The 24,948-nt window shown below is 53.1% G+C and carries 34 protein-coding genes; 15 read left to right on the top strand and 19 right to left on the bottom strand.

Annotation, left to right across the window (positions count from 1 at the left end; translation table 11 throughout):
* Positions 1 to 10: 10 nt before the first annotated feature.
* The 12 genes from ORD20_RS02210 to ORD20_RS02155 are packed head-to-tail and all read right to left on the bottom strand — an operon-like array spanning position 11 to position 7,860.
* Positions 11 to 574, bottom strand: a complete 564-nt coding sequence (locus ORD20_RS02210; protein ID WP_242968553.1) for a flagellar brake protein — start codon at positions 572 to 574, stop codon at positions 11 to 13.
* Positions 552 to 1,076, bottom strand: coding sequence for a hypothetical protein (locus tag ORD20_RS02205; protein ID WP_103375809.1), 525 nt, complete (start codon positions 1,074 to 1,076; stop codon positions 552 to 554). Before ORD20_RS02205 ends, ORD20_RS02210 begins: the two co-directional genes overlap by 23 nt.
* Positions 1,030 to 2,391 carry a FliI/YscN family ATPase gene (locus tag ORD20_RS02200; protein WP_103375808.1) on the bottom strand — a complete coding sequence of 454 codons (1,362 nt, stop codon included), beginning with the start codon at positions 2,389 to 2,391 and terminating at the stop codon, positions 1,030 to 1,032. Before ORD20_RS02200 ends, ORD20_RS02205 begins: the two co-directional genes overlap by 47 nt.
* A complete protein-coding gene (locus ORD20_RS02195; RefSeq protein ID WP_103375807.1) occupies positions 2,369 to 3,088 on the bottom strand; it encodes a hypothetical protein in 720 nt (239 codons plus the stop codon). The genes ORD20_RS02200 and ORD20_RS02195 overlap by 23 nt, the downstream gene beginning before the upstream one ends.
* Positions 3,072 to 3,848, bottom strand: a complete 777-nt coding sequence (fliG, locus tag ORD20_RS02190; RefSeq protein WP_430626484.1) for a flagellar motor switch protein FliG — start codon at positions 3,846 to 3,848, stop codon at positions 3,072 to 3,074. The genes ORD20_RS02195 and fliG overlap by 17 nt, the downstream gene beginning before the upstream one ends.
* A gap of 13 nt (positions 3,849 to 3,861) precedes the next feature.
* On the bottom strand, positions 3,862 to 4,491 hold the full coding sequence (fliF, locus tag ORD20_RS02185) for a flagellar basal-body MS-ring/collar protein FliF (RefSeq protein WP_430626483.1): 630 nt from the start codon (positions 4,489 to 4,491) through the stop codon (positions 3,862 to 3,864).
* A gap of 9 nt (positions 4,492 to 4,500) precedes the next feature.
* The gene (locus ORD20_RS02180; RefSeq protein ID WP_430626482.1) at positions 4,501 to 4,719 is read right to left on the bottom strand and encodes a flagellar basal body protein; all 219 of its coding nucleotides are present in this window, start codon (positions 4,717 to 4,719) and stop codon (positions 4,501 to 4,503) included.
* A gap of 18 nt (positions 4,720 to 4,737) precedes the next feature.
* The gene (locus ORD20_RS02175; protein ID WP_103375801.1) at positions 4,738 to 5,484 is read right to left on the bottom strand and encodes a flagellar motor protein MotB; all 747 of its coding nucleotides are present in this window, start codon (positions 5,482 to 5,484) and stop codon (positions 4,738 to 4,740) included.
* Positions 5,481 to 6,320, bottom strand: coding sequence for a motility protein A (locus ORD20_RS02170; RefSeq protein WP_103375800.1), 840 nt, complete (start codon positions 6,318 to 6,320; stop codon positions 5,481 to 5,483). The genes ORD20_RS02175 and ORD20_RS02170 overlap by 4 nt, the downstream gene beginning before the upstream one ends.
* A 45-nt stretch (positions 6,321 to 6,365) precedes the next feature.
* A complete protein-coding gene (locus tag ORD20_RS02165; protein ID WP_103375874.1) occupies positions 6,366 to 6,941 on the bottom strand; it encodes a hypothetical protein in 576 nt (191 codons plus the stop codon).
* Positions 6,934 to 7,413 carry a hypothetical protein gene (locus ORD20_RS02160; protein ID WP_430626481.1) on the bottom strand — a complete coding sequence of 160 codons (480 nt, stop codon included), beginning with the start codon at positions 7,411 to 7,413 and terminating at the stop codon, positions 6,934 to 6,936. The genes ORD20_RS02165 and ORD20_RS02160 overlap by 8 nt, the downstream gene beginning before the upstream one ends.
* Before the next feature lie 3 nt (positions 7,414 to 7,416).
* On the bottom strand, positions 7,417 to 7,860 hold the full coding sequence (locus ORD20_RS02155) for a FliM/FliN family flagellar motor switch protein (protein ID WP_103375798.1): 444 nt from the start codon (positions 7,858 to 7,860) through the stop codon (positions 7,417 to 7,419).
* A gap of 181 nt (positions 7,861 to 8,041) precedes the next feature.
* Between ORD20_RS02155 and ORD20_RS02150 the strand changes: the two genes are divergently transcribed.
* Positions 8,042 to 8,740 (top strand): SCO family protein, encoded by a 699-nt coding sequence (locus ORD20_RS02150; protein WP_158246296.1) that lies wholly within the window; start codon positions 8,042 to 8,044, stop codon positions 8,738 to 8,740.
* A gap of 53 nt (positions 8,741 to 8,793) precedes the next feature.
* Complete coding sequence (locus tag ORD20_RS02145) at positions 8,794 to 9,720, top strand: hypothetical protein (RefSeq protein ID WP_103375796.1); 927 nt, start codon at positions 8,794 to 8,796, stop codon at positions 9,718 to 9,720.
* Here the strand turns inward: ORD20_RS02145 and ORD20_RS02140 are convergent.
* From ORD20_RS02140 to ORD20_RS02130, 3 genes are all read right to left on the bottom strand, one after another.
* Positions 9,698 to 10,078 (bottom strand): FxsA family protein, encoded by a 381-nt coding sequence (locus ORD20_RS02140; RefSeq protein ID WP_103375795.1) that lies wholly within the window; start codon positions 10,076 to 10,078, stop codon positions 9,698 to 9,700. The genes ORD20_RS02145 and ORD20_RS02140 overlap by 23 nt on opposite strands.
* Before the next feature lie 45 nt (positions 10,079 to 10,123).
* On the bottom strand, positions 10,124 to 11,302 hold the full coding sequence (locus ORD20_RS02135; RefSeq protein WP_103375794.1) for an MFS transporter: 1,179 nt from the start codon (positions 11,300 to 11,302) through the stop codon (positions 10,124 to 10,126).
* Between the two features lie 76 nt (positions 11,303 to 11,378).
* Positions 11,379 to 11,690, bottom strand: a complete 312-nt coding sequence (locus tag ORD20_RS02130; protein WP_242968552.1) for a hypothetical protein — start codon at positions 11,688 to 11,690, stop codon at positions 11,379 to 11,381.
* Between the two features lie 275 nt (positions 11,691 to 11,965).
* Between ORD20_RS02130 and ORD20_RS02125 the strand changes: the two genes are divergently transcribed.
* Entirely contained in the window at positions 11,966 to 12,280 is a 315-nt protein-coding gene (locus tag ORD20_RS02125) for an MTH1187 family thiamine-binding protein (RefSeq protein WP_103375793.1), read from the top strand.
* 84 nt (positions 12,281 to 12,364) lie between these two features.
* Here the strand turns inward: ORD20_RS02125 and ORD20_RS02120 are convergent, their stop codons facing one another.
* Genes ORD20_RS02120 through ORD20_RS02110 form a run of 3 tightly spaced genes read right to left on the bottom strand, consistent with a single transcriptional unit; the run spans position 12,365 to position 14,087 of the window.
* Positions 12,365 to 13,063 carry a hypothetical protein gene (locus ORD20_RS02120; RefSeq protein ID WP_430626480.1) on the bottom strand — a complete coding sequence of 233 codons (699 nt, stop codon included), beginning with the start codon at positions 13,061 to 13,063 and terminating at the stop codon, positions 12,365 to 12,367.
* The gene (gene dcd / locus ORD20_RS02115; RefSeq protein WP_103375791.1) at positions 13,063 to 13,671 is read right to left on the bottom strand and encodes a dCTP deaminase; all 609 of its coding nucleotides are present in this window, start codon (positions 13,669 to 13,671) and stop codon (positions 13,063 to 13,065) included. Before dcd ends, ORD20_RS02120 begins: the two co-directional genes overlap by 1 nt.
* Positions 13,665 to 14,087: a hypothetical protein gene (locus ORD20_RS02110; RefSeq protein ID WP_430626479.1), complete on the bottom strand. Its 423-nt coding sequence runs from the start codon at positions 14,085 to 14,087 to the stop codon at positions 13,665 to 13,667. Before ORD20_RS02110 ends, dcd begins: the two co-directional genes overlap by 7 nt.
* Positions 14,088 to 14,115: 28 nt before the next feature.
* Here ORD20_RS02110 and ORD20_RS02105 point away from each other — a divergent pair, with 28 nt between their 5' ends.
* Both ORD20_RS02105 and ORD20_RS02100 read left to right on the top strand, forming a co-directional pair.
* A complete protein-coding gene (locus tag ORD20_RS02105; RefSeq protein WP_103375789.1) occupies positions 14,116 to 14,763 on the top strand; it encodes a DUF1054 family protein in 648 nt (215 codons plus the stop codon).
* The gene (locus tag ORD20_RS02100; RefSeq protein WP_103375788.1) at positions 14,760 to 15,179 is read left to right on the top strand and encodes a thioesterase family protein; all 420 of its coding nucleotides are present in this window, start codon (positions 14,760 to 14,762) and stop codon (positions 15,177 to 15,179) included. Before ORD20_RS02105 ends, ORD20_RS02100 begins: the two co-directional genes overlap by 4 nt.
* Here the strand turns inward: ORD20_RS02100 and ORD20_RS02095 are convergent.
* Positions 15,176 to 16,171 carry a LysR family transcriptional regulator gene (locus ORD20_RS02095; protein ID WP_158246295.1) on the bottom strand — a complete coding sequence of 332 codons (996 nt, stop codon included), beginning with the start codon at positions 16,169 to 16,171 and terminating at the stop codon, positions 15,176 to 15,178. The genes ORD20_RS02100 and ORD20_RS02095 overlap by 4 nt on opposite strands.
* A gap of 178 nt (positions 16,172 to 16,349) precedes the next feature.
* Between ORD20_RS02095 and ORD20_RS02090 the strand changes: the two genes are divergently transcribed.
* The 10 genes from ORD20_RS02090 to ORD20_RS02045 all read left to right on the top strand — a co-directional run bounded on the left by ORD20_RS02090 (position 16,350) and on the right by ORD20_RS02045 (position 24,943).
* Positions 16,350 to 17,417, top strand: coding sequence for a 2-oxoacid:acceptor oxidoreductase family protein (locus tag ORD20_RS02090; RefSeq protein ID WP_430626478.1), 1,068 nt, complete (start codon positions 16,350 to 16,352; stop codon positions 17,415 to 17,417).
* A gap of 1 nt (position 17,418) precedes the next feature.
* Positions 17,419 to 18,282, top strand: coding sequence for a 2-oxoacid:ferredoxin oxidoreductase subunit beta (locus ORD20_RS02085; protein WP_103375785.1), 864 nt, complete (start codon positions 17,419 to 17,421; stop codon positions 18,280 to 18,282).
* Between the two features lie 125 nt (positions 18,283 to 18,407).
* Positions 18,408 to 19,436, top strand: a complete 1,029-nt coding sequence (locus ORD20_RS02080) for a radical SAM protein (RefSeq protein WP_103375784.1) — start codon at positions 18,408 to 18,410, stop codon at positions 19,434 to 19,436.
* A 189-nt stretch (positions 19,437 to 19,625) separates the two neighbouring features.
* A complete protein-coding gene (locus ORD20_RS02075) occupies positions 19,626 to 19,868 on the top strand; it encodes a type II toxin-antitoxin system Phd/YefM family antitoxin (RefSeq protein ID WP_103375783.1) in 243 nt (80 codons plus the stop codon).
* 81 nt (positions 19,869 to 19,949) lie between these two features.
* A complete protein-coding gene (locus tag ORD20_RS02070; RefSeq protein WP_207654675.1) occupies positions 19,950 to 20,246 on the top strand; it encodes a type II toxin-antitoxin system VapC family toxin in 297 nt (98 codons plus the stop codon).
* A 492-nt stretch (positions 20,247 to 20,738) separates the two neighbouring features.
* A complete protein-coding gene (locus tag ORD20_RS02065; RefSeq protein ID WP_103375782.1) occupies positions 20,739 to 21,392 on the top strand; it encodes a MerR family transcriptional regulator in 654 nt (217 codons plus the stop codon).
* A gap of 141 nt (positions 21,393 to 21,533) precedes the next feature.
* Positions 21,534 to 22,043 carry an HAD family hydrolase gene (locus tag ORD20_RS02060; RefSeq protein WP_430626477.1) on the top strand — a complete coding sequence of 170 codons (510 nt, stop codon included), beginning with the start codon at positions 21,534 to 21,536 and terminating at the stop codon, positions 22,041 to 22,043.
* Positions 21,950 to 23,056 (top strand): helicase-associated domain-containing protein, encoded by a 1,107-nt coding sequence (locus ORD20_RS02055; RefSeq protein WP_430626476.1) that lies wholly within the window; start codon positions 21,950 to 21,952, stop codon positions 23,054 to 23,056. The genes ORD20_RS02060 and ORD20_RS02055 overlap by 94 nt, the downstream gene beginning before the upstream one ends.
* 97 nt (positions 23,057 to 23,153) lie before the next feature.
* Positions 23,154 to 23,921 (top strand): helicase-associated domain-containing protein, encoded by a 768-nt coding sequence (locus tag ORD20_RS02050; protein ID WP_430626475.1) that lies wholly within the window; start codon positions 23,154 to 23,156, stop codon positions 23,919 to 23,921.
* The gene (locus tag ORD20_RS02045) at positions 23,918 to 24,943 is read left to right on the top strand and encodes a hypothetical protein (protein ID WP_103375777.1); all 1,026 of its coding nucleotides are present in this window, start codon (positions 23,918 to 23,920) and stop codon (positions 24,941 to 24,943) included. The genes ORD20_RS02050 and ORD20_RS02045 overlap by 4 nt, the downstream gene beginning before the upstream one ends.
* Positions 24,944 to 24,948 lie beyond the last annotated feature (5 nt).

Genomic DNA, 24,948 nt, shown 5'->3' with positions numbered 1-24,948 from the left:
TCACCTCCTTTCAGTCACTACGCGGGCGAGCGCCTTTCTTGTGTTGTTGCCGCTGATACTGGGATCGTACAAAATTTTCCAAGGTCTGGCGGTCTTGCGGTTTGACTTGGAGAAATGTCACAGCCGTTTCCCACGTTTTATGGCCCCGAATCTCGCGCGGCTTAGCCGATACGCGGTTGACTTGGCCCACGACCTCGACGGCATTGTGATCCACGAGCAAACGCATTTTCAAATGCAAGCCATTCCATACCCGCACAGAGCTCGGAAATCGCAAACCACTCGCAGACAAATCGAGCGTGGTCGTCATCCACACCTCAGAACCCGCTCGCAACAGCCCATACTCTAAGGGAACGGTAACCTTCACCCGCAAGCTCCCACGTTGCTCAATCATGTGCACATCCCCAATGAGTTTGAGCACAATCATAGGAATAGGATCGAGCACTTCCGTAATTTCAGCTGGCTGCTCAAAGAGACAGTCATCAGAGATCCAACGCACCTGGACCGTTTGACCTGGCAAAGGCGTCAATTCCAGGTCGTGGTCTTTTAAGGCTTCAAGATAAATCTCCTGTTTCACGCACCGAATAACCCGAGTGGGCACTACCCGTCCGGGGCGTACCACGAGAAAGACGGATTGATGGGATTCGAGCACAGCCACCAGTCTTTACAGCCTCCCTGCCTATCTGCTGCCGGGTCATGCTGAGGGAAACCATCTCGTCATTCCAAAGCCTTTGGCGCCTGCGTTCCGCAACCGCCTCTTGACGCGCTTGAAAACGTTCCAGCTGTCTTTGGGCCTGGCGAATGGCCATAAGTTCCTCCCGACATTCTAAAATTCGCTGCGCTACGACAAATTCCTCTTTTTGGGCCCGCTCTAATCGGGCTTTTTGGAATAGGCTGTCGGTAAAATAATCGGCAATGTCAAATGCCGTCATTTCGGCTCCCAGGTTAATAAATTGAGGCACAATCCCGCGCGCAATCTCCTTTTGCAAGGCCTTTTGCTGTTCCGACCAATGCTGATATGCAGCCTGGCTCTCACGCTCCCTCCGCCGCAAATGGTTCATCAACCGTTGCCACGTCATGGACATCCTCTTCCTTTCCTGCTAATCCCTCAAGGGCCTGCTGCATCACATGCGGCTGCACAATGTCGCCTACCTCCTGATCGAGGAAGGCGCGAATGTGCGGATAACGCGCCAACGCTTCATCCAAAGCGACATCTTGTCCTGGCACATAGGCCCCCACCGCGCGCAAGTCTTCCGAGTCCATAACGTGAGAGACGTACCGGCGAATCCGCGCGGCTGCCCGAAGATGATCCGCGCTCACCAAGTCGGGCATCAAACGACTGAGACTTTTCACCACATCGATGGCCGGAAAATGGTGCTGTTCGGCTAAATCCCGTGACAACAAGATATGCCCATCAATCAAGCCTCGCACACTATCGCCCAACGGGTCTTCGCGCGCGTCGACACCGTCCACTAGCACCGTGTAAATTCCTGTCAACGACCCGCGCTGATAAGCGCCGGGTCTCTCCAATAGACGTGGTAGAAGATGGAATACAGAGGGTGTGTACCCCCGTGAAGCGGGCAACTCGCCCGTCTCCAACCCAATCTCACGCTGAGCCATTGCCACACGGGTGAGGGAGTCCATGACCAGCAGCACATCTAGGCCTTGTTTGCGAAACGTCTCGGCCACCACCGTAGCCGACCAAGCCGCTTTGAGGCGCAAAATGGCAGGCATATCAGATGTGGCGGCAATAAGCACCGTGCGTTGCCTGGTTGCCATATTCATTTCCCGATAAAATTCTGCAACCTCTTTGCCGCGCTCGCCAATGAGCGCAACCACCATCACATCGGCCTGCACTCCTTGCAAAATCAGTTGCAGAAGCGTAGTTTTCCCGTACCCAGCCCCGGCAAAAATTCCCGTCCGCTGACCCTTACCCAGCGTCAGCAATCCATCGATCGCTTTAATGCCAGTCCAAAGTGGCGTATGCACCCTTGTGCGGCTTAAGGGGGGAACAGGCCCCACCCGCAATGATTGTCTCGGGCCCATGGGTGCGGGCCCCCCATCCAGGGGCTGGCCCAATCCATCCAGCAACCGTCCTAGCACCGCAGGTCCGGTAACCACACTCGCGCTATGGCCGGTCGCTTTAACCCACAGACCCGGCCTCAGCCCCTCGACGTCGTGATAGGGGGTCAGCAACACTTCTTCACCGGGTAAAAACCCGACACACTCCACGGCTAATGAAGCGCCTCCCGCTAAGGCCACTGTCCCCATCTCACCCACGGCCATGCGCACGCCTCGCGCGATTAAGCTTGCCCCCCGCAGAGCGACAATGCGGCCGGCTGGAATAAAGCGATGCGCATCAGACATCTTTTCAATCCTCGTGGTAATCCCCATATAGCACCTCATCTAATACTGCCGTCAGCGTGGTAATGGGGCCTGCTAAAAAACTTTGCCCACCAGGTTCCCCTTGGACCCGGCATTCCAGCGCATCCAACTCACGGTCGACTGCCACGCGCACCTGCTGCCAGGGGCCCGCCCACTCTTTCGCTAGCGATTCCACGGTGGCTTTAAAAGACGGGGAGACGAATAGGACCACCTCGTCGTCATCAACGGTTCCGAGCAACGCCGTCAAATATTCTTTCAGCACTTGGGGATTTTCTCGCGCTTGCTGACTAAAAAATTTTGCACTTAAAGCCGCAGCTTGGGCTAACACGACCTCGGGCTCAAGCCGGTCTGCATAATGCTGCAGACGTTGGGTCCGCTCTAGAACGCCTTGCACCACCTCCTGAATCTTAAGCCATTCCTTGTGCGCTGCTTGTTTTCCGGCTGCGACGCCCTCCGCGTGGCCCGCCTGATATCCCTCAGCATGGGCGGCTTGGTGAATGTGCTGACGCTCCTCGCGCGCCTCATCCAAAATGGCTTGCGCTTCGGCTTTAGCTCGCTCAATGATTTCTTCAGCGGCGTTCATTGCCTCATGCATCGTCCCATCCATCGACGACACCCACTTTACATCGACTGCGCTCCCTAGTTGGACAGGTTCATCCCCGTGTCGTATATGCCCCGCTTTAATCACTTTAGACGACAAAGTCATCACGTTCCCCTCGTGAAATCACCAATTCCCCTTGGTCTTCCAACTGACGGATCGCATTGACAATCTCTCGTTGCGCCTGCTCCACGTCACGAATACGAACCGGCCCTAACACATCGATATCTTCTTTTAAAAGCTCGGCAGCCTTTTGGGAAAGATTTTTCATGACTTTCTGCGACACTTCGGCAGGGGTCCCCTTAAGTGCCAAGGCCAAGGTCTTATTGTCTACCCGCCGCAGCACTTTTTGCATCGCCCGGTCATCAATCTGCACAATGTTCTCAAACACAAACATGCGGTTTCGAATTTCATCCGCCAATTCCGGATCAAACTCTTCTAAGCGCTGTAAAATCAACCGCTCAGAAGTACGATCGGTGTTGTTTAAAATCGGTACAATGGCATTGATTCCGCCAGCACCTGAAATTTCCTCAGCGGCTAAGTTGGTGAGCTTTTTTTCCATCAACGCCTCAATTTCTTTAATGACTTCCGGCGCCGCTCGCCCCATAATTGCGATACGCCGGGCCACATCGCTTTGCAAATCAGGCTCCAACGAGGACAAGACCTGGGACGCTTGGGTGGGATCCATATAGGCCAATACGACGGCAATCGTCTGCGGGTGCTCATTCATCATCAGCGTCATGACTTGACTGGGATCTGCCTTGCGCAAGGCTTCAAAAGGCCGCCGCTGTAATAGTCCGGTCAGCCGTGTAAGAATTTCTTGAGCCCTTGGTCCATCAAACGCTTTTTCGAGCATGTCCCGGGCCATGTCCATGCCGCCTTCAGCCAATTGCGAATCTGCCCGCGACTGAAACGGAATGGGCTACCAAATTCATAATGCCTTTGACCTGGGCCCCACTTAAATTAGCTCCCGGATTTAGATCTAAAAATACCGACGCCGTGGGCTGTGCCGTGCTCTCCCCAAAGAGGGCAGGAGACGGCTCATTAATGAGCACACGGGAATCATGGACGCCATTAATCGAATTAATCGTCGCCTCGAGTTCCGCCTCGACATTCGCCAACTGGCTCAGCGTAATCTCTTGATCCGTCTCCCCCAAACTAAAGGTCAGAGGTTGTGGCAAGCCCACCGTACCGGAGGGAATATTTTGGTCCGCCAAGTCCACTCGCACCTGGTCAACATCCTTTTTGGGAACGAGCACGGTACGACCTTGGTCGGCCAGTTCATACGGCACCTTCATCGACGTTAATTGCGTCGTAATTTGCCCGGCCGTTCGGGCACTGAGATTGGTATAGAGCGGCTGCCAATCAGGACTGGTAACCCAATGCCCGACCACTACCAAGATGCTCGCCGCCATTGCCACAATCACTAAAAGGCGCAAGCGCTTGGTGGACGAAAGATTCTTCCACCAAGCAACGAGCCGTTGTCCCCATTGTTTAATTCGTTCGTTCATCGTCAACCCCTAATCAGTTACACGGACATGTTCATAATGGTCTGATACGCCTGTACCACATTGTTGCGAACGGCCGTTGCCACATCCAGCGTGCTCTGACAGGGTTTCCGTTTTATAGCCAGGGGTATCATAATTGGCCAAGTTGTTGGCGACTAAGGCTTCGGCTTTACGCGAAAGATTGAGCGTCGTGACGACGGCTTGGTTGGTTACGGTATCGAACAACCCCATGATCTCTTCCTCCTCCTATTAGGGTCCATTGCCAATGGCCACTTGCGCCACTTGCGAATAAAGCACCAAGATATTGACCCGCCGATTCTGTTGCCGTCCTTGCGCCGTCTGATTACTGGCCACGGGATGATATCGGCCAAATGCGGCAATGGACAATCGCTGCGGCATAATCCCTGGCACATGCGCCAAAACATAGACGACATTGGCCGCGCGCGCTGCAGACAACTGCCAATTACTCGGATATTGCACGGTCCGGATCGGTGTCGAATCCGTATACCCCGCAACCTCAATATCGTTCGGCACAGTTTTCAGAGCCTGGCCTAGCGTGTCTAATAAGGCTTGCGCTTGTAAAGAAATCCGCGCTGACCCTGGCGGGAACAACAAAGAAGCATTTAAACTGACCTCTACCCCTCGTCCATTGCTACCGACCGATACTTGGTTAGCGAGCCCCTTTGCAGCAATCGCCTGCTGCAACTCATTTTGCAAATGATTCATACTGGCTAATTCCGCATGTGTTCCGGAGAGGCCGTTAATAATCGAAGGGCCAGGCGACGATCCGACCACACTTTTGGAATCAAATTGCTGGGCGAGCGCTTGCGAAACCATGGCGAATTTTACCTCTTGGTTTCGGCTCATGGCATAAAGAATGATAAAAAAGGCCAACAGCAACGTAATCAAATCCGCATAGGTCAACAGCCAGCGCATCATCCCGCCGCCTTCGTTGCCAGCCCCTTCTTCGTCATCTTTCTCCCATAACGTGTTCATGACGCTTGCGCCGCACCGTTCGCGGCTGACGCACCTTGAGCCCCTACATCGGCCGTGGTGCTAGGGGCCGTCTGTGGGGACCCGGAAGGACGAATAATGGACATCAGCTTGTCTTTCAGTAAACTGGGCGCCATGCCTTCTTGAATCGCCAAGAGACCTTCCAAACCAATTTGACGCATCAGCAAATCGTGCTTGGCCTTGTTCTTGAGATTGGTCGCTAACGGCAACCATAACAGATTAGCACTGGAGACGCCGTACAATGTTGCTACAAATGCAAGGCCAATGGCACTGGCCAGGGCATTGGGATTCCCCGTCAATTCTCCTAAGACATGGACCAAGCCCATGACCGTCCCCACAATCCCCATCGTTGGTGCATAACCCCCAGCTTGTTCAAAGATACTGGCCCCCATCTTTTGCTGAGAGTAGCGCGCATAAATATCAGACTCAAGCATTTGGCGCATCAAGACAGGGTCGGCATTATCCACAATCAATTGCAATCCTTTGCTTAAGAACTCATCGTGGGTCAGCGCGATTTCCGGCTCCAAGGCCAAGGGCTGCTGTTTGCGGGCAATATCGGTATAGCCCGCCAACTGATCAATGAGGACGATGGGATCAAAATTGCTGCGCGTCATACCCATGCGGAACAACATGGGGACTTTTTTCAAATCATCAATCGAAAAAGATACCGCCGTCGCCCCCATTGTGCCGCCGATTACGATCAAGGCCGCGGTGCCTTGCAACAACGCGCCTGCCCGGCCGCCCTCTAAGACGAATCCCGTCACAATGGCCAACACCCCAAAAATAACTCCGCCGATAGCCGTGATATCTAAGCGCATAAATCCTCCTTTACTCCCCATCCGTCCAACACCGCGCGTTGACCTCTACATCCAAATGCCGCGTTTAGCGCGGTCAATCGCCAGACGGCGTACCGAAAGATAAGGGCTGGCAAACCATTCGTATTCTTCCGGTGTGGCAAATCCCCGGCGAATAATTTCGCGGCGCAAACGCACCGGATCCATTTCAATTCCATTAAGCTTTCCGACGCCAATAAAGTTGCCCGGTGACACGGTAATTTGGGGAAGCCACACTCCATCTTCGGGAATGTACTCCGCATGAATATCAAACATCCGGCGATTGCCAATTACTTCCCAAACTCCCGTCCACGACGGCGGGCCCAGCACGACGTGATACATGCTCTCCCGATTGCGCTCACGGTTGGGCTTAATGATGTGCTTGCAAAAAATTGGCCCCCCCAAGACAGGATCGATTTGGTAGAGAACATGGTTCAGAATGTATTGGATAAGCTCTTCACGGCCTGGAATCAACTCGCCGCTGGGAAAATAACGGTCACTATCCCGGCGTCGACCTCGCGGACGGGACCGGGGCGTCTGAAAAATTGGTGTGGTCATCGGGACCGCTTGTCCATTCTCAAAAAATGCCAGCGACTTATTAACCAACGTCATCCCTCCCCTCGTGCATTTCTACGGTTTTTCGACACCATTTTGGTAACTTGGCCCGAATCGCTCCACGAAATCCCACCGCGGCAGGCCTTTTCAACACGCGGATCTCCTGGTGTGTCGACTCCTTGTCTCGAGCCACTGGCAACGCCAACGCTTCAAAAGGCCCCTGGGCCGCCTCTTCTAACTGGCGCCAGTCCATCCGGCGGACAATCTCGCCCCCCTCCAACAATAAGACCACATTACCGGTTGTTTGGGCGTAAGCGCGGTCATACTGCTCGGCAAAACTGCCTTGCCAGGCAGGACCCAGGCGACATTGAGACGGCAACTCTACCTGACGATGCCAGGACCCTAACTCCATCCAGACGATGTCCTGCACGCTATCTGCTAGAGGTTCCAACGCCTGCCAAACCGCCTCCACACCCATGGCCCAACTATTTACCAAAATGGTCCACCGCAAAGGCTGTTCCATCCCCTACACCCGACCCCAATCCGTCACTTGTACGCCAAATTTGTTCCCTACCAGCACCACTCGGCCGTGGCCCACGACCTTTCCATTGAGCTTAAGCTGCAAGGGTTCCGTCCAGCGACTTTTCAGCGCAATGCGTGACCCCACTCCAAATTGCATGACGTCCCCTACCACCAGCCGCGCTGTTCCAATTTCGACAGAAAAAGACAACTGCAAGTCCGCTAACGGAGCCCATTTCCCTAAATCGCGGGCCAGATGCCCTGAGTGCTCAACAAGGGGCTCGTTCTGGTAGGGCAGTTCGCTCGATTCGTCCTTGGAGCCGGCCAAATCGGCCGCTTCAGCGGTCGGAGTCCCGACCGGTTCTGGCGCGGGTTCTTCTTGGGCTTCCTTAGAAAGCACCGCCTGCAGCAGTTTATCAATTTCTTCTTGAGAAAGCGGCTCATCACTCATTGTGTGCCTCGTCCTTCATGCGGTTGAAGACCATCATGGCTCCTCGCGCTGTGTATTTCCCTAAAAGCAATCCGGATATATTTTTCCTACTTCTCCCTGCTTCGACATAATTCCTCTTTTAATGGGAAAGAATTTAAGCCGTTGTTACACCCCTGTCGAAAATCCCTTAAGGAGGCTCGTTATGAAGTATCTAACGACTAAGCCTGTCTGGTCCCGCAAAGTCTCAGTGCGGCTCATGCTCCTGCTCATAATGGCAGGGGTTGTGGGCTGGACCTGGGGAAAATTGTCCTCAAAAGGCCCTGCCCTGTCTCCGCCGCCGTTTGCGGGACCCACACAAGGCGCTGCTCAAGAGGGCATCCTCACGCGGTTGCACGGCGAGAAAGCCCCAAATTGGTCGCTTATCGATCAACGCGGACAACGTCTCAGTCTGAGTCATTTTAAGGGGAAAGCCGTGATTTTAATTCCCATTGATCCCGTATGTACCACGGTCTGCCCAGTCGTCGCAGGGGAAATGAAAAACGCAGACCGCCTCCTCGGGTCTTTATCCAAACACGTCGCGATTGTTGGTTTCAATGTCAATCCTTATTGGACCTCAGTTGGTGACATCAATGCCTTCGATGTTAAACACCATCTGACGTCCATGGCGAATTGGTATTTCCTGACAGGATCCGTCCCATCCCTCACGAAATTGTGGTCGCAGTACCACATCCTTGTGCAACAATTTCCCCAGACCCGCTCCGTTTACCATACCACCTATTTTTACTTTATCGGTCCACACGGCCATGAACGATGGCTTTTAGGAGGATCGCCGAAAACGTCTTTAACCACATCCTACAGTACCCTCATCGCTGATATCGTTCGCACCCTAATTGTCAAATGAGAAGCGCGCGACCCCAATTCTAGGCTATACTCTACCAGAGGAGGGGACGAACCATGGCCTTTAATGCACGCCGAACGCTTACTTACGGCTTGGGCAGTTTATGGATTGTTGATGCCTTGCTCAAGCTGCAACCGGCCATGTACCATGCCTTTCTTATCAGCAATGTCTTGGCCCCCGCCGCAACAGATTCGCAGCCTGCGTGGCTTTACCACATCATGCTCGCAGGAGCTAAGTGGTGGGTTCATCTCGGCATTTTATCCAACATCGTCAACTTTGGTATCGAACTGATCATTGGCATTCTCATTTTATGGGGCCCTGATAGGGTCATGGGCCGTACAGGCCTATGGCTATCGTGTGCTTGGGGAATCGTTCTGTGGGTCTTTGCAGAAGGGCTGGGAGGACTTGTATCGGGCTCCCCTACCATCATTCAAGGATCTCCCGGTTCCATCCCGTTCTATCTTGTAGCGGCCGTCCTTTTATTGGCGCCCAAGACCCTTTGGACAAAAGAAAATCGCAGCCGTCTTGCACGTTGGGGGTTCGGCGGATTTTGGCTGCTCGGGTTATTGTGGCAAGTCTTACCAAGTTCTGGGTTTTGGACAGGTCCTGGACTGGCCGCACAATTTGGCGACGTCACGATGAACGGCCCCGAACCGGCTTGGCTGCAAATGACCATCAACGCGCTCGTCATTAGCGCACAGACTCATCCGGTCTTGGATAATGCCATCTTTAGTCTGATAATGGCACTGATTGCCATCCTCAATTTTTGGAATCCCGAGGCTACGATAACTCACATCGTCGAATTCGCTTGGCTGCTCTTCCTTTGGGCGATTCCCCAAGCTTTTGGAACCCTTTTAACGGGCACCGGCACGGATCCTGGCATGATGTGGCCTTATGCTCTCCTTATCGTCGCCCTTGCCTGGCCTACACAGCCCATGAGCACGACCAAGCCTGTAAGCGTTAACGCCAAAAACGCTCCATAAAGCGTCTAGATGCCCATCGCCCAATCATGCGCGCTGCACTTGTGCGTACCTTGGGAATCATAAACAGTAGCCCAATCACACCGGTGAGCGGTCCGGGCGTAATCATAAACGCCATCGAAATTAACAGTAAAGCTCCTTCTCCCAACCGGTGCACAGGAAATCCCTCAGAGGCCCATTCCCGTTGTACAGTTTCCCACCACTGCTTCCCACTGACCCGGGCTAAATACGCGCCCAATAGCGATGACGCCAAGGTAATCGCAATGGTCCATCCCCATCCCAAGAAATGGGCGATCAGGAACAATAACAGTAATTCTGTTAGGGGAACAATGAAAAAGATTGCCAGCAGCCGTTTGAGCATGAAGTCCTCTCCCCTTCCCCGTCTTTTTACCCTTAGTGTATCACGTTAGGGCGTGGTCACAGGGGGCGGTGGAATAGGGCGTCCGGGGAGACCATTGACGAGCCACCACGCGATAAGGCCTGTGAAAAATGCCGCGACTACGAGGGGGGCATAAGGCCAATGCGTATACAAAATCCCTCCGGGTAAAGGCGCCAAAGCGCCTGCGGTTTCAGTTACCAAGTTAAACAATCCATAGGCTGTCCCCGCTTCTTCACGGCGTACCACCCGCCCTACCGCAACGCCCTGAAGACCACGGGCAGACTCGCCTCCTCCGCGGAAAACACCGGAGATAAAGGCCCACGTCACACTGCCAGGAGCCCACAAAATCGCAAGCCATCCCAGTGTCACCAGACCAAGACCCCAGCCTATGGTGGCCGTGATGCCATGTTTTTCTCCAATCTTTCCCCAAATCGGCCCTCCCACGGTGCCACACAAGATGCCGACACTGCCCAAATAACCAATAGTTTGCAAGGAAAAATGTCCCACAGATTTCCAAAACGGTACCACATAAGGAAATGCCATTCCCTGCACGACCGCTAAGACGGCAGCAAAAATCATCCACTGGAACAAACGGGGGCGGCCTTTAGGGGTCCACCGGGGACGATATGACGCCTTGCGCGCTACCGGAGGATGAGAATGGACAGGAAGCACGGTAAGGGTTGAGACGGTGTAGAGAATGCCACTGATGACAAAGACCGTTTGATATGAATAATGCGAGGCCAGGTAGGCACCAACGGGAGGTGCTATGACCATCCCAGCACCAAAAACGCTCATGACAACATTATATGCGGTTGCAAGATGTTCTCCCGACGCTTCTTCCACAATCACCGCCTGCAAAGCGGGCGTCGAAAACGCGGATCCAAAATATAGCAGCACTCCAGGAATTAACCATTGCCAAGAAGGGGCCCATGCAAATAAAAAGGGCACAGGCACGCCTAAAATCCATCCCCACAATACCAATGTACGGCGGTCAATGCGGTCCGCCAAGTACCCGCCGGGAAATACCACCAGAGCCGTCGCGATGCCTGCAATGGTAGACATAATGCCTACAGCGACGGCGCTTCCTCCTAACTTTTCAATATATAGCGGCCACAATATGCCGTAGAGCCCAAAGCCCATTCCCCATAGTCCCATTGACAGCGTCAGCCACCATAGGTCATGAGTCATTCCCAGTTTTTTTAACATCTCATCCCTCCCGGCTGCGCGGACCTGCTTCTTCATTACGTCTACGCATTGGCACGTGGGACTAGACCTAATTCACTTAAGGCTGATTGCGCTTCATAGGCTCTCCGAAAGCCGATTGCAGCATTTTTATGGGAACTCTCGCCATCCCCTCTGCGGCCCACAACATTTCATCTAAACTCTTAGCCCATCCTGACGAGCGTTGACCGGTCGTGCGGCGCACGGCTCGAAAGGGAGTCGCCACCACGACATCCAAATACTTCAACTCTTGGCGAATGGCCTCATTAAGTGATTCCACAGTACCCGGATCGCCGGGATCCCCTGGGCCTTCCTTTTGTTTTCTTTCTGTGTCATCTGATCGGTGCTGCACATCCTTCCGCTCGTCTTCCATGTGCTCCCTCCTTTAGTGAACGTAGTATGCCCCATCAAGCATGCTGCGCATACAGATAGTCATGACCCAATTCTTCGCAGTTGTTGCCCCCTGGCTGCAGTAAATTCTAGGATTCATAAGCGTTGTAACTGCGCCATCTGTGAGCACGCCTCCGCCACAAGGCTTTGTCGCGGAGGACTTTTCCCGATGAAGAATTTCCCGTGATGAAAAATCCTCAAAACAGAAATCCTAGTGTTGGCTTACGTATTACCCCAGCAACGAGGAGGTCTTGCAAAATGGCTGTAGCGGAAATTAAAATCTGGCCTGTTGGAACATCCGATGCCAGTGTGGCGCCTTATATCCGCGAGTGCTTTCGCATCGCGGAAGACAGTCCTTTAGTGGATGCCGTCTTGACTCCGACGTCCACCGTCCTTGATGGCCCGCTTAGCGCTATTTTGGCCCTTGCCGACCAAATGCATCATGCTCCTTTTACGCTAGGTGCCGATCGCGTCCTCACTACCATTACCATCGACGAACGTCTTGATAAAGAGACAGATATGGAAGACATGGTGGACAGCGTCCTCAATGATGAGGCAGGAGTGGATCTGTAAAAGCTCTAAAGAGGCTGTCCCCATAGGGGCAGCCTTAATTTCAGAGAGTATTGAAAGCTTATAGTGAAAACTTTTGTGAAAGAATTAAAGAGAGTGTTCCTTTCCCGTTGACGGTGCAGCCGGCACTGACGAGCGGCTAACTACCGCCAAGGCAATAAGTCCCGCCACCAACAGCAAGTTGCGAGCGGCAAAGATATACACAACCCACGGCATCATCCCAGGAATAGCGTATCCAATAGGATAGCCCACGCTCGTCAACGCATATGACGCGACCAAAAAGCCATTGCCGCGACGCATGGCCAACAAGGGGGCTAGCCAAATCAGATATTGGGCCGAAAAAACCTTGGTCGTCAGCAGTAATATTCCCAGTGTATACGTCACAGCCGGGACCAATTCAAGGCGGCCACGGTATTGCTGATAAAAGACCGCCAGCCACGCGACGACGCCCGTTACGGTCAAGAATACGCCCACACCATGCGCTAAACCATGGGCTTCGACGTCAATCGATCCAAAGGCATAAAAGAGGTGGGGATGCGCTATCATCGCGGTGACACTCGCCGCCAACGAACCGATTTCGACCGGGCGATCTAACAGGTAACGATACGAGGTGAAGGCCTGATGAGCAGCACCTAGCGCCTGAAAACCAACGACAACAAGCCCAGTCCCGACACTGTAGGCTAAACGGTCCCAGTGCCAGCGCCCTGTCTGACGCCATTCTTGGATGAGGAACACGGGCCAAAATACAGCAGGAAACAGCTTTAATAAAAATCCTATCACCGGCATTACATCTCCTCCGGCTGCATCCGCTGAATCGCCTGCCAATCCTCATCCCATGACAGTTTAGAGAACTCAGGACCTACGGGTCCGGTATACTTCCCTGCTCCCGCATAAGCAGAACTGGCGCCATCCACTTGATGAAAGACCAATTGCGCCACCCGAGTTCCTGGGTACAAGTAAACGGGCGTATCAGCAAGATTCGCTAGCTCCAACGTCAAACTACCACGGTACCCTGGAGACACCATCACCGCGGTCGCCACCATGAGTCCCAAACGCCCCCATGAAGATCGTCCGATGACATAGGCCATCAAATCTCTGGGCACCTGAATAAATTCCAAGGTCACACCCAAAACGAGTTGGTTCGGATGTAAAATCATCTTCTCCCCAACTTCGACGCGCGCGCGTTCTTGATAATCGAGAACCCCTGTGCGCATCGCCATAGGGTCAATGGGACCCGCGGCGGACCGTTTCATGAGAATGAAATCGGTGCCTAGGCGGACATCGATAGAAGCGCCTTTAACCTGTGCATCACTGAGCAACGGGGTGACCACTAATCGTTCCTGGATCACGGGATGCTGCATTCGCTCTCTAAGCTGAGCTTCGCCCATTACCATTGTGTCTGCTCTCCTTCCTGGGGACCCGTCACAGCTCTGTGCCAAGCACGTGACAACAAGTGTCCTTCTAACGCTTTGGTCGCCAAGTGCGACGCCATGGAGCGCACCGGTGTCGGAACAAAGTGCAAAGCCAACAGCACCGCCGCAATATCGTGCGGACTGGCTCCCCCCGGATCGTGCGGGACGACGCCATAACACAATTGGTCGTAATAGGCCTGGTAATTCGGAAAATCTCCCCACGCAATCTGAGGCACGGGAACGTCCGCGTGGGTCACAGAGGCGAAAAATTTCTGAACGGGCGCATCCGTTCGGTCCTCGCCAAAACGCGCCACAAAGCTGCGCCATAAGCTCGCACCCACAAGAACACTCATTTGGCCTTCCCACGCTATACAATCTAGAAAATTTTGTTTCCACATAAGTCCCCCTTCTCCTAAAGGACAAACCATGTATCAGTTCGCAGGATTCGCCCCGGATGATTTCAATATTTTTCTCATTCCCGAATTTCATGATCGCATGACCGCTGTCCGTACACATATTCGTCCCAAATTGGCCATGATTGGCGAAGATCTCGCGCCACAGCTCTCAGATCTTCTACATCATCCGATCTTCCCCCATACCGCTTCTCACGCCCGTCGGCGGGTTAACCCGCCCGATGATACGTGGGTATCGTTTTCACGCAACGAGCGCGGTTATAAACGATTTGCCCATTTTGAGGTCGGCATTACTCTAAATTATGTGTTTGTCCGCTTTGTCGTCAAGCGAGAAGGCGAAGACGACAAGCCGCAGCTCATGCAACATCTCCGTAGTCATGGCATAGACGCCTTTCGGTTGTCGGACCCCGCCCCTATTTACTGGTACAAGGATGACCACGGGGTCGATCCCTTTCCGCTATCGGAAATCTCGCCGGCCAAAGTGCAAGAGATCATCCGACATACGGACGTAAAAAGTCATGGCTTCACCGTAGGCGTCACATTCGACCGCACAGATCCCATAGTGGGCACAGCCGAACTGATTACGCGTACTTATAATGTCATCGCTCACTTGGCTCCCCTGTACACCGCAACGGTCCCCGTGGAGGCCCTAAGGCGATGACCTGTGCGCTTGAACATATTCCATCCCAACTGCGTCATACGATTCGGCGTATGGTAACCGAATCGATGACTGCCATCGCCGTGGGCAACCCCACGGCCGTGCCCGTACTGGGCACCCCCATCGTTCTGGGGTGGTTCGAGGTGGCCGCTGCGGAAGCGTTGGCCCCGTTTCTAGACGCCTCGTGCGTCATTGTCGGTGCCCACGTGACGCTAAATCATACCAGTCCCACCCCTGTCGGCTTCGCTGTCGAGATCACCGCTCAGCTGCAAGCACGACATGGCAACAAGTTTACATGGGACATTGTTGCGACCGATAGTCAAGGCGAAGCAGCGCATGGCACGCTCATCTCGGCCGTTATTCCCAAAGAAGCCTTGAACCGCCGCATTCGCCAAAAAGAAGAAGCCAGGTCTTCTTAACTATGCGTGGATGGATGCCGGGCCGTCGAGCGAGGAGCACTCCACGGCAAGGCAGACTCTTCGGCCCGGGTCTCCCAATACCATCCCGGCCACAACCGGGGCTCCACTTGATAATGGTCAAAAAATGTGGCCAGAAGCGCCATCAGGCCCCCGGTCCGCGGGGGATCCTTGGACAAAATCAAGGAGGTGGTACGCGCCAATGGCGGCAATTCGGGTACTTCGATAGCTGTCAAAGTCCCATTGGCGAGATCTTCGGCCACCACGGAATCTGGGACAAAAGCCACTCCCAATCCGACTTTGACCATACTTTTGACTAAGTCATGGCTGTTGAATTCCATTAATACGTGGGGGATAATCCCATGTTGCTCTAGCATCCCATCCATAAACGCGCGGAACCGGGACGGGGTTTGATATGAAATAAAATCCATATGGGCAAGCTCTTCCAAGCTGATCTGAGAGGGTAATTTTCGAGCCCGGTCAGGATTCACAACCAACCGTACCGTATCTTGAAACAAAGGAATGGAGTCGACTTGGGGATGGATAATCGGGACCGTAACCAATCCTACCGCTAGTTCTTGCCGGATAATGCCGTCCAATGTGGTTTGAATATCCCCGATGTGGACCCTAATCCGCAATCTAGGAAAATTGCGCGTAAAAATCGCCAGGACTTTGGGCAAAGAAAACACCGCTACCGTGGACACTGCACCGACATCAATTTCTCCTTGTCCAGGCCGTTCCACCTCTGCTACCGCTTCATACGCCTGTTCCGCCAATGACTGAATTCGCTTGGCGTAATGATAAAGCACTTCTCCCGTCGCAGTGAGGCGCATACGCCGCCCTTGACGAATCAGCAAAGTAGTCTGAAATTCTTCTTCGAGCGCCGCTAATTGTTTGGTCACGGCCGGTTGTGTTAAGGACAGTTGCTCCGCAGCCCGGGTCAAGCTCCCTGCATCGACAATCCGCACAAATGTTTTGAGATGTGATAAGACCACCCCAAGCGCCCCCTCTTGACCTGTTCTCCGGTTGTTATTGTAACTCACCCAAGACTATTCCACTTCGTTATGCCAACAATAAATATTTGTCATTTTCAATCATCTCACACGGGGACTACAGTAAAGATACGCGCAGCACAATGTGCAATAGCGGGCGCCTTACAAGGAGGGATACGGTATGATCGCGTGGAAAATTGGCGGAGATCAAGGAGAAGGCATTGACTCCACCGGAGATATTGTCATTCATGTGGCGAATCGTCTTGGCTACTATGTCTACGGCTATAAATCGTTTTCTTCCCGCATTAAAGGGGGGCATACCCACTACAAGGTGCGCCTTGGGACGCATCCCATTCAAGCCGCTACACGCCATACAGATATTTTAGTGGCGCTCAATCAAGAAACTATTGAGTTAGAAGGATCGGAACTCCAAGGCGGCGTCATTCTTGCAGACAGTGCCTTTTCGCCCGTTCTGCCTCCAGGCATCGATGCGCAACTGTTAGCTTTGCCGATGACCCAAATGGCCAAAGAACTCGGATCTGGCCTCATGCGCAATATGATTGCCGCGGGTGCTTCGGCCGCCTTGATGGGACTAGGCATACAACCCTTTTACGATTATGTGGCCAAACGCTTTGGCACCAAAGGCGCTGAGGTCGTGAAGGCTAATCAAATGGCCTTACAGCGTGGATACCAAGCGTTATCCGAATCGGCTCACACCCTCAAAACAACATGGACGCTTACTCCGCCCATACCCGCAGACCGCTTGGTAATGACAGGAAATGACGCCGTAGCTCTTGGAGCATTAGCTGGCGGATGCCGCCTGATGTGCGGATATCCAATTACCCCCGCCACCGACATCATGGAATCCCTCGTGAAATGGTTCCCCTCCGTGGGCGGAGCCGTCGTACAAATGGAAGATGAATTAGGATCCATTACTGCCGCCATTGGCGCAGGATTTGCAGGAGCCCGAGCGATGACGGCCACCTCGGGCCCAGGTCTCTCGCTTATGCAAGAAGCCATAGGGCTTGCGGCTATGACAGAAACGCCGGTTGTTATTGTGGACACCCAGCGCGGTGGACCCAGTACGGGTATGCCCACCAAACAAGAACAATCTGACCTGCTCGCCATGATTTACGGCGGACACGGGGAAGCGCCACGCATTGTGATCACTCCCTCATCCCTCGAAGCGGAAGACGTAGCTCAATACGCCCAACAGCTCATTGCATCCTCCATGGAGGTGACCCATTAACATGGCCACATTACAAGACTTTAAGACGGAAGAGAAATCGTGGTGGTGCCCCGGTTGCGGAGATTTTGGGGTTTTGGCAGCTTTACAGAAAGCCTTGGTCAAAGTTGGCGCCGAACCTGCCACGACAGCCATTATTGCTGGAATTGGGTGTTCGGGAAAGATTGGCAACTACATCAACTCTTATAATATCCATGTGACCCACGGCCGAACGCTGCCCGCGGCTTTAGGCGTTAAGCTGGCCAACCGCGCCCTAAGAGTTTTAGCCGTGGGAGGAGACGGCGATGCCTATGCCATCGGAATGGGGCATTTCATGCATTCGCTTCGGCGCAATGCCGACATCACCTATATCGTCATGGACAATCATGTCTATGGATTGACAAAAGGCCAAACGTCTCCAACCTCTGAGACAGGCTTTCACACCAAAACCTCGCCACAAGGCAGCATTGAAGCGCCCGTTCATCCTCTCATGCTCGCGGTTGCGGGCGGCGCCACCTTTGTGGCTCAAGGCTTCTCGAGTTGGCAACCCCAACTCGCTGACTTGATTGTGCGAGGCATGGAACATCCCGGATTTTCACTCATTAACGTGATTTCACCATGTGTAACCTATAACCGCGTGAATTCCTATGACTGGTATAAAAAGACCCTGGTCAATTTGGATGAAGACCCGACTTACGATCGATCGAGCCGAGCTCGCGCTCTGACCCGCCTTGAGGAAACCGATGAGCTGGTCACCGGGCTGATTTATCAAGAAGCTTCCACGCCTTACGAAGAAAAGATTCCCGGCTTCCTTAAGACGCCCTTGGCTCATCATGACGGACACATTGCTCAAGAGGCGTGGGGCGCCCTCCTTGAACAGTTTGAATAGGACGATATGGGCCATTTGGGTACCTCAAAAGTAACCCTAATGGTCCTGTGTCTTCTCTACCCTAGGCGGCATAATCAAATACAACAAGACGAACAAGCAACGCCGACATAGGGGAGGACACGACCATGAACTTTAACGAATCGCCCCATATTATCACGTGGGAACTCACGCGCGCTTGTCAACTGCACTGCCGCCATTGTCGGGCGCGCGCCATTCCGCGGCGTGATTTTCGCGAATTAACCCTCTCTCAAATTGAAGGAGTGCTGGATGATATTGCCCAAATGCATCCCAAACCCATGGTCATTTTTACGGGCGGAGACCCCTTAGAACGCGAAGACCTGCCCGCCATTATCAAAGCCGCCGTGCGCCGCAACATTCGCACCGCCATCGCGCCAAGCGTCACGCCGCTTTTGACACCGGAAGTGATTCAAACATGGAAGGATTTGGGCGTAAGCGCCGTGTCTTTGAGTTTAGATGGGGCCACCCAAGCCGTGCACGACCGCTTTCGTGGCGTGCTCGGGACTTTTGCACGCAGCATAGAAATAGCCCATGCGATTACAGAGAGTGGCATGGCGTTGCAAATCAACACCTCGGTGTCTCCTTTTACGCTAAATGACATGCCTAAAATGGGTCGATTGGTGCAAATGCTGAAAGCGCGCAGCTGGGAGGTGTTTTTTGTCATTCCCACGGGGCGAGCACGTGCCGCTGAAAGTTTGGATGCTGAAAGCATTGAAAAGGCGTTACATTGGCTCAAAGATTATGCCCAGACCGTTCCTTTTCGCGTCACATCGGTAGGAGCCCCTCAATTTTCTCGCGTCTTAAGGCGGCCTCTTGATTCCGCACCCACGATCCGTGAAGCGCAAGGATTTGCTTTCATTAGTCATTATGGCGACGTGTACCCGTCTGGTTACCTGCCGATTTCTGCGGGCAACTTGAAGCAACAAAGCTTTAGCGAGATTTACCGTCATTCCGAACTCTTTTGCACCTTGCGGGATTCTAGAAACTTCGAAGGACGCTGTGGGATCTGCGACTATCATGATATCTGTGGCGGGTCACGAGCCCGCGCATATGCCGTGACCGGAAACTATTTGGCCCAAGATCCCGGTTGCCCTGAGCCCTCAGACGAAGAACAAGACGCTGTGCTCCCCGTTTAGCCTAAGAGTCTTGTTGGGCCTTTCGGGCGTGTGAGCGCGTGCCTGTGCCTCGCCGTAGTGTGTCATCTTAATATCACCTTAAGTTGAGAATCGGGGACATGACACAAGTCTTGTTCCCGGTTTTTTGGTTGACCCCATTCCTCTGTTAGACTAAGACTAAACTATGTTCAATCATTCGAGGTGACTTGAGTGAAGTCTGTAAACATTCACGAGGCAAAGACTCACCTTTCGCGGCTTCTGGATGAGGTGAGTCGGGGTGAAGCAATAACAATTGCCAAGGCGGGCAAACCCATTGCGCGGCTTGGCCCGGTAACGGCGTCTCGACCAACTCGAACACCTGGCTTTTTACGTGGAAAGATCCGGATTTCCGATGATTTCGACGAACCATTGCCCGTCGATATCCAAAAGAGTTTTGAAGGGTCTGATGATTGATGCTACTGCTCGATACACAGATCTACTTAATGGTATCTCATGGATTCTCCTCGTATTACGCAGGAGATTTCCGATCAGATATTGAACGCCGATGTGGTTTTTGTTAGTGCAGCCTATATCTGGGAAGCTGCCATCAAAGTCGGTCTAAGAAAACTTGATGCCAAGATTTCTGATATTGTCAACGGTATCGAGGCCAGCGGTTTTTCAAAACTGCCTGTAACCGCCGAGGATGCAAGTATGGTCGTGAGCGTACCGCCAATTCATAACGATCCATTTGATCGGCTACTCATTGCCCAAGCCTTAACCGGCCCATTTCGCCTACTCACTACCGACTCGACTGTTGCCCAATACTCTGACGTGGTGAAACTGGTGAGGTAATAGGAAGCTCAAGGTTTCCCGTTCTTTTCCTGTTCTAAAGAGAGAATGATTATCCGTGCTTGAGACGGCGAATTTAGCCCCGCGATACAAACTCCGTTCTTGTTGCCACCGTGAGGTGAAGAAACACCGGTTGACAATATGAGATTCGTACAGATTACGACTAGCGCGCTCGCTAGCATCCCTCTTTCTTTTCTTTATGTATAAACAGCATAGAGAGAATCCTATTGTGACTAAATTTAGCCTCCTGGTCGCACAAGAAGGTTTACGCGGCGGCGGGCGACCCGAACACGGATCGACAGGCCCTTAATCGAGAACTCTAGGACCCCCTGCCAATTCTCTCGGAACATTGAGCGATCTGCCCATCGGGTTCTGGACGTTTGACATTGTGATTCATCGCAACGCCTTCTGGTTGTCTAGAATATCATAAATTTATTTATAGGATATTCTTGTAATGGAATAACCTTCGGTATATACTGCAAGGGAGGTGAGAACATGTTTGGCCATTACTTACGTGTCCAAGAAGTCGCGGTACTGCTTGGTGTTTCGCCCGCCACGGTGCGGTGGTATGCCAAACAATACAGTCTGCCGACCTACCGCATCGGTCAAGGACAAGTTCAACATCGGCGTTTTAAATATGAAGATGTTCAACGCTTGGCGCTTCAATTGGGAAAGGCGTTGCCACCAGAACCTCTGTGGGATGCCAATGGCCCCCTTAGTCCCGCCGATGCGGCCAAATATCTAGGCCTATCGCTCAAATTTCTCGTCGATGGGCACTATCTCATCCCCGGACAAAAATTGACGGCACAGGATTTGCAACAAGTGGAAGCCGTTATTTACCACCTTGATCCGGATGAGTCAATACAATCTACCGAAAAAGGGGAAATTGCGATGATGAACCACGCAGAACAATGTTGCCAAGGACGACACGGGATGCACCACAACATGGGACATGGCGGACACGGCATGCAAGGAGGACGCAGAAATCACCGCGGAGGCATGATGCCCAATCCGTTTTTTGATCCCGAGGATTTACTCAGCCTGAAAAGCATGAAACGACACCTTGAAGCCCAACAGGCTGACATCGCAGACCGCATCAGCGAAATTGAGAAACTCATTGCCAATCATCCAGACAATGAGCAGCAATAACCACATGGGCTGATACCATTCAGCCCTTTTTCTTCGACTAGTACCCCGACAAGAAACGGCTTAGAATGGAGTATTTGCCCTGTGAGTCCCTGAGCGATATGCTACAATGCGGACAAGAAGTACGATAAGGGGGGCCTCCACGTGGCCATGACCATCAATATTCCTGGCATCGGCAAACAAACCTATGAACACGTTGTCTTTGACCTTAATGGTACACTGGCTACCGATGGCCATATCAGCGAAACCTTGGCTATCGCCTTGCAGGAATTGAGCACGCACCTCGAGGTACATATTCTCACCGCCGGCACTCATGGCGGGGTGGACGTCATCGCTGGCATCACCGGGATTACCCCGGTCATGATTCAGACCGGCGAGGATAAAGAGCGCTACGTGCGGCGTTTAAGCCACGTCATCGCCGTCGGCAACGGCGCTGTCGATACGTTTATGCTCAACGCGGCGGACTTGTCTATTTGTGTCCTCGGGGAAGAAGGCGCTTATACATCCAGTGCAATTTTGTACAATATCTTTATCATGTTGTCAGTTAAGGGAGGGCCTTGGTGGACCGTCTACCTCTTATTGTTCAATCAGACCGCACCTTATTACTTGAAGTCGATAACGCCCTGTTTGAGGAAGCACGCGATAGTTTGGTAGGATTTGCCGAGCTTGTCAAAAGCCCGGAACACGTTCACACCTACCGAGTCAGTTCCTTATCGTTGTGGAATGCCGTCGCCTCTGGGATGACAACGGCCACAATCTTAGACAGACTCACGCGATTTTCGCAATATCCGGTTCCTCAGGAAGTTATCACCTTTATTGAGGACCAAGGACGCCGCTATGGCAAACTCCGTCTGGAAATCTCTCCAGACGGCCACGGCTTGTGGTTGACATCGGACGACTCCCATTTGTTGACGCAGTTGACCCATCAAAAGGCGGTGCAGCCGTATTTAGGCGAAGCCTTGCACCCTGGATACCGCATTGATCCCAGCCACCGGGGCCTCCTAAAGCAAGCCTTGGCCAAAATCGGCTGGCCGGCCGATGACCGCGCGGGCTATTCGCCGGGCCTCCCCTTGACCATCGCCTTACGTGAGCGTGAGCCAAATGGTCAACCATTTACTTTACGCCATTACCAGCAAGACGCTATTCGTGCTTTTTGGGGAGACGGAGGGATTGACCGCGGTAGTGGTGTAGTGGTCCTGCCATGTGGCGCGGGAAAGACGATGGTTGGCATTGGCGCCATGGAGAAGGTCCAGGCCCACACGCTGATTTTGACCACGTCTGTTGCGTCCTTACACCAATGGCGTGACGAATTGCTGCACAAGACCACGCTGACCCCCGAAGAGATTGGCGAATACAGCGCGCGCACCAAGGTGATCCGCCCTGTGACCTTGACTACCTATCAAATTCTTAGCCACCGCCAAAAGGGAGAATTTGTGCACTTTGCGGCCCTTGATGACCATGATTGGGGCTTAATTATCTACGACGAAGTGCATCTACTGCCTGCACCCGTATTTCGTCTGACGGCGAGTTTGCAAGCCCGTCGCCGTTTGGGATTAACCGCTACGTTGATTCGTGAAGACGGCCGCGCTGACGACGTCTTCTCCCTTATTGGCCCCAAACGGTTTGACATGCCGTGGAAAGATCTCGAAGCTCAGGGCTGGATCTAAGATCCCAGGAGCCTATGATTCTTATAGCCTCGAATATTCCCTGGCCAGCCTCATTGCCGCCGGGATTTGGGAGAATCACGGCCGCTTCTTAGGGCGATTGACGGATGCTTATTATTACGGAGGATTTCGCCAGCAACTGTTAGCTGAGAAAGAGCGAACCCTGCTGATTGAACCCACGGGCGATGTGTTAGCTCCTCCGGAAACCTCCCCCTACGTTTTATGGACAATCAGCAGCATGGCGCAATTGGTGAAATATGATTTGATGACAGTTTACCACATTGACCGCCCTGCCATTTCCCAAGCCGTTATGCAGCAATGGGATGCCACCACCTATCTCGCTGAGTTAAAGCACATGGCGCGCGTCGATATTCCCACCAACTTGCAGCACAATATCCAAGACTGGTTCAAACAGTTGACGCGTCACCGGCTATTGCATGCTACCCTTTTGCACAGCGAAGATACCAAGGATTCTGTGGCAGCTGAGAAAATTCTGCAGCACTTTGTAATCGCCCGCCTATCGCCGACCGATCTCATTGTCCGGGCGGATAACCGCAAAGCCTTATTCAAAGCGCTCGAACAATCGGGAGTCCCCGTCATCCCCCACATCGAAGAATATGACGACCCAGATGATTTAGCCTATGACGACTTTTTAACCACGCCGTTTGACAGCACCTTGCACCGCGCTTTGGTTCGCGCCTTAAGAGGGCAACAGTGGGTGGTCATTCAACATATTGGCGACAAGAACCCAGTACGCCTATTGCCCATTCATATCACGCTCATGAACGTAGAAGGCGTCCTTGAGAATCGCGATATTGTCACAATCCCCTTGCCGGACATTCAAACCGTAGAGGTTGTTCCCTCATGACGCACCGGTTTTCTAAGCGGCGCATTAAGCCTCGGTTTTTTGTGTTTGTGCTCGCGGTGGTGGGCGTGGCCGGATGGGGTGTGCATATTCTCAGCTTTCGCCCCAGCCGCATCGTAAACGCATCACAGCGTATGCACCAAGGATCCCTAAACCCTCCCCTCATCCAAAGCTGGCCAACCACCCGTCAACTCCAGGCCACAAGCTTTGATCTTCCCCAACCCTTGTGGGGATTTGCTTCGCTTGCTCAAGGCTCCCTTTTAGAGATGGCAGGGGGCCACAATTCTCAAGGGCTGAGCTCATTCTCCGCTACGATTACCCCTCAAGGACTCATCCAAGGCCCTTCGGGCACTTTTGCACGCGGAAGCTTCATGCTGGTTTCGCACGGTCATTTCATTGTCGCAGGCGGCGTTGAACACGCGCAGCCCATCACTGCCGGAGTGGCTGTCGCTAGTGGACACACCGTACCCCATGTGTTGCCTGAAGCGTTAGCCTATGCGGGAACCGCTATAGGGCCCCGCGGATCAACGTGGATAGCGGGAGGGCAAAGCACCCCAAGCCTCTCTCGCCTCATCTGGCGTCTTCACCGGGGACACTTTAGCGTTTGGGGTCATCTGCCACTCGCCGTTGAAAACCCTGCCATAGCCGTATCTCGGCAGTTTCTTGTGGTCGCTGGGGGTCTCACCACTCAAGGGCAGGACAACCCCGACATTTGGATTTTTGCAAGAGACAGCCATCATCTGGTAGCGACTTTGCGGTTGCCATCTGGCCTCGAAAATGCTCGGTTAGTTTGTGTCCGAGGCAATGTGTGGCTCTTAGGTGGTATGCACGGTTCTCGCCCCTTGAGTACCATCTGGTTTATTCATCACCAACACCTCTACCGTTCCTCCGTCACGCTCCCGACGCCGCTATCGGGCTTTGGAACCTTCGTCACCGGGTCAGTCATATGGCTCGTAGGCGGTATGACCCCTCATGGACCTACAAACCACATCGAAGGCTTACGCCTTGTACCCCATCACCAATAAGCTGG

It is taken from the genome of Sulfobacillus thermotolerans, assembly GCF_039623705.1.
GTDB classification, from domain to species: domain Bacteria; phylum Bacillota; class Sulfobacillia; order Sulfobacillales; family Sulfobacillaceae; genus Sulfobacillus; species Sulfobacillus thermotolerans.
This window is presented reverse-complemented; position numbering and strand designations above follow the sequence as displayed.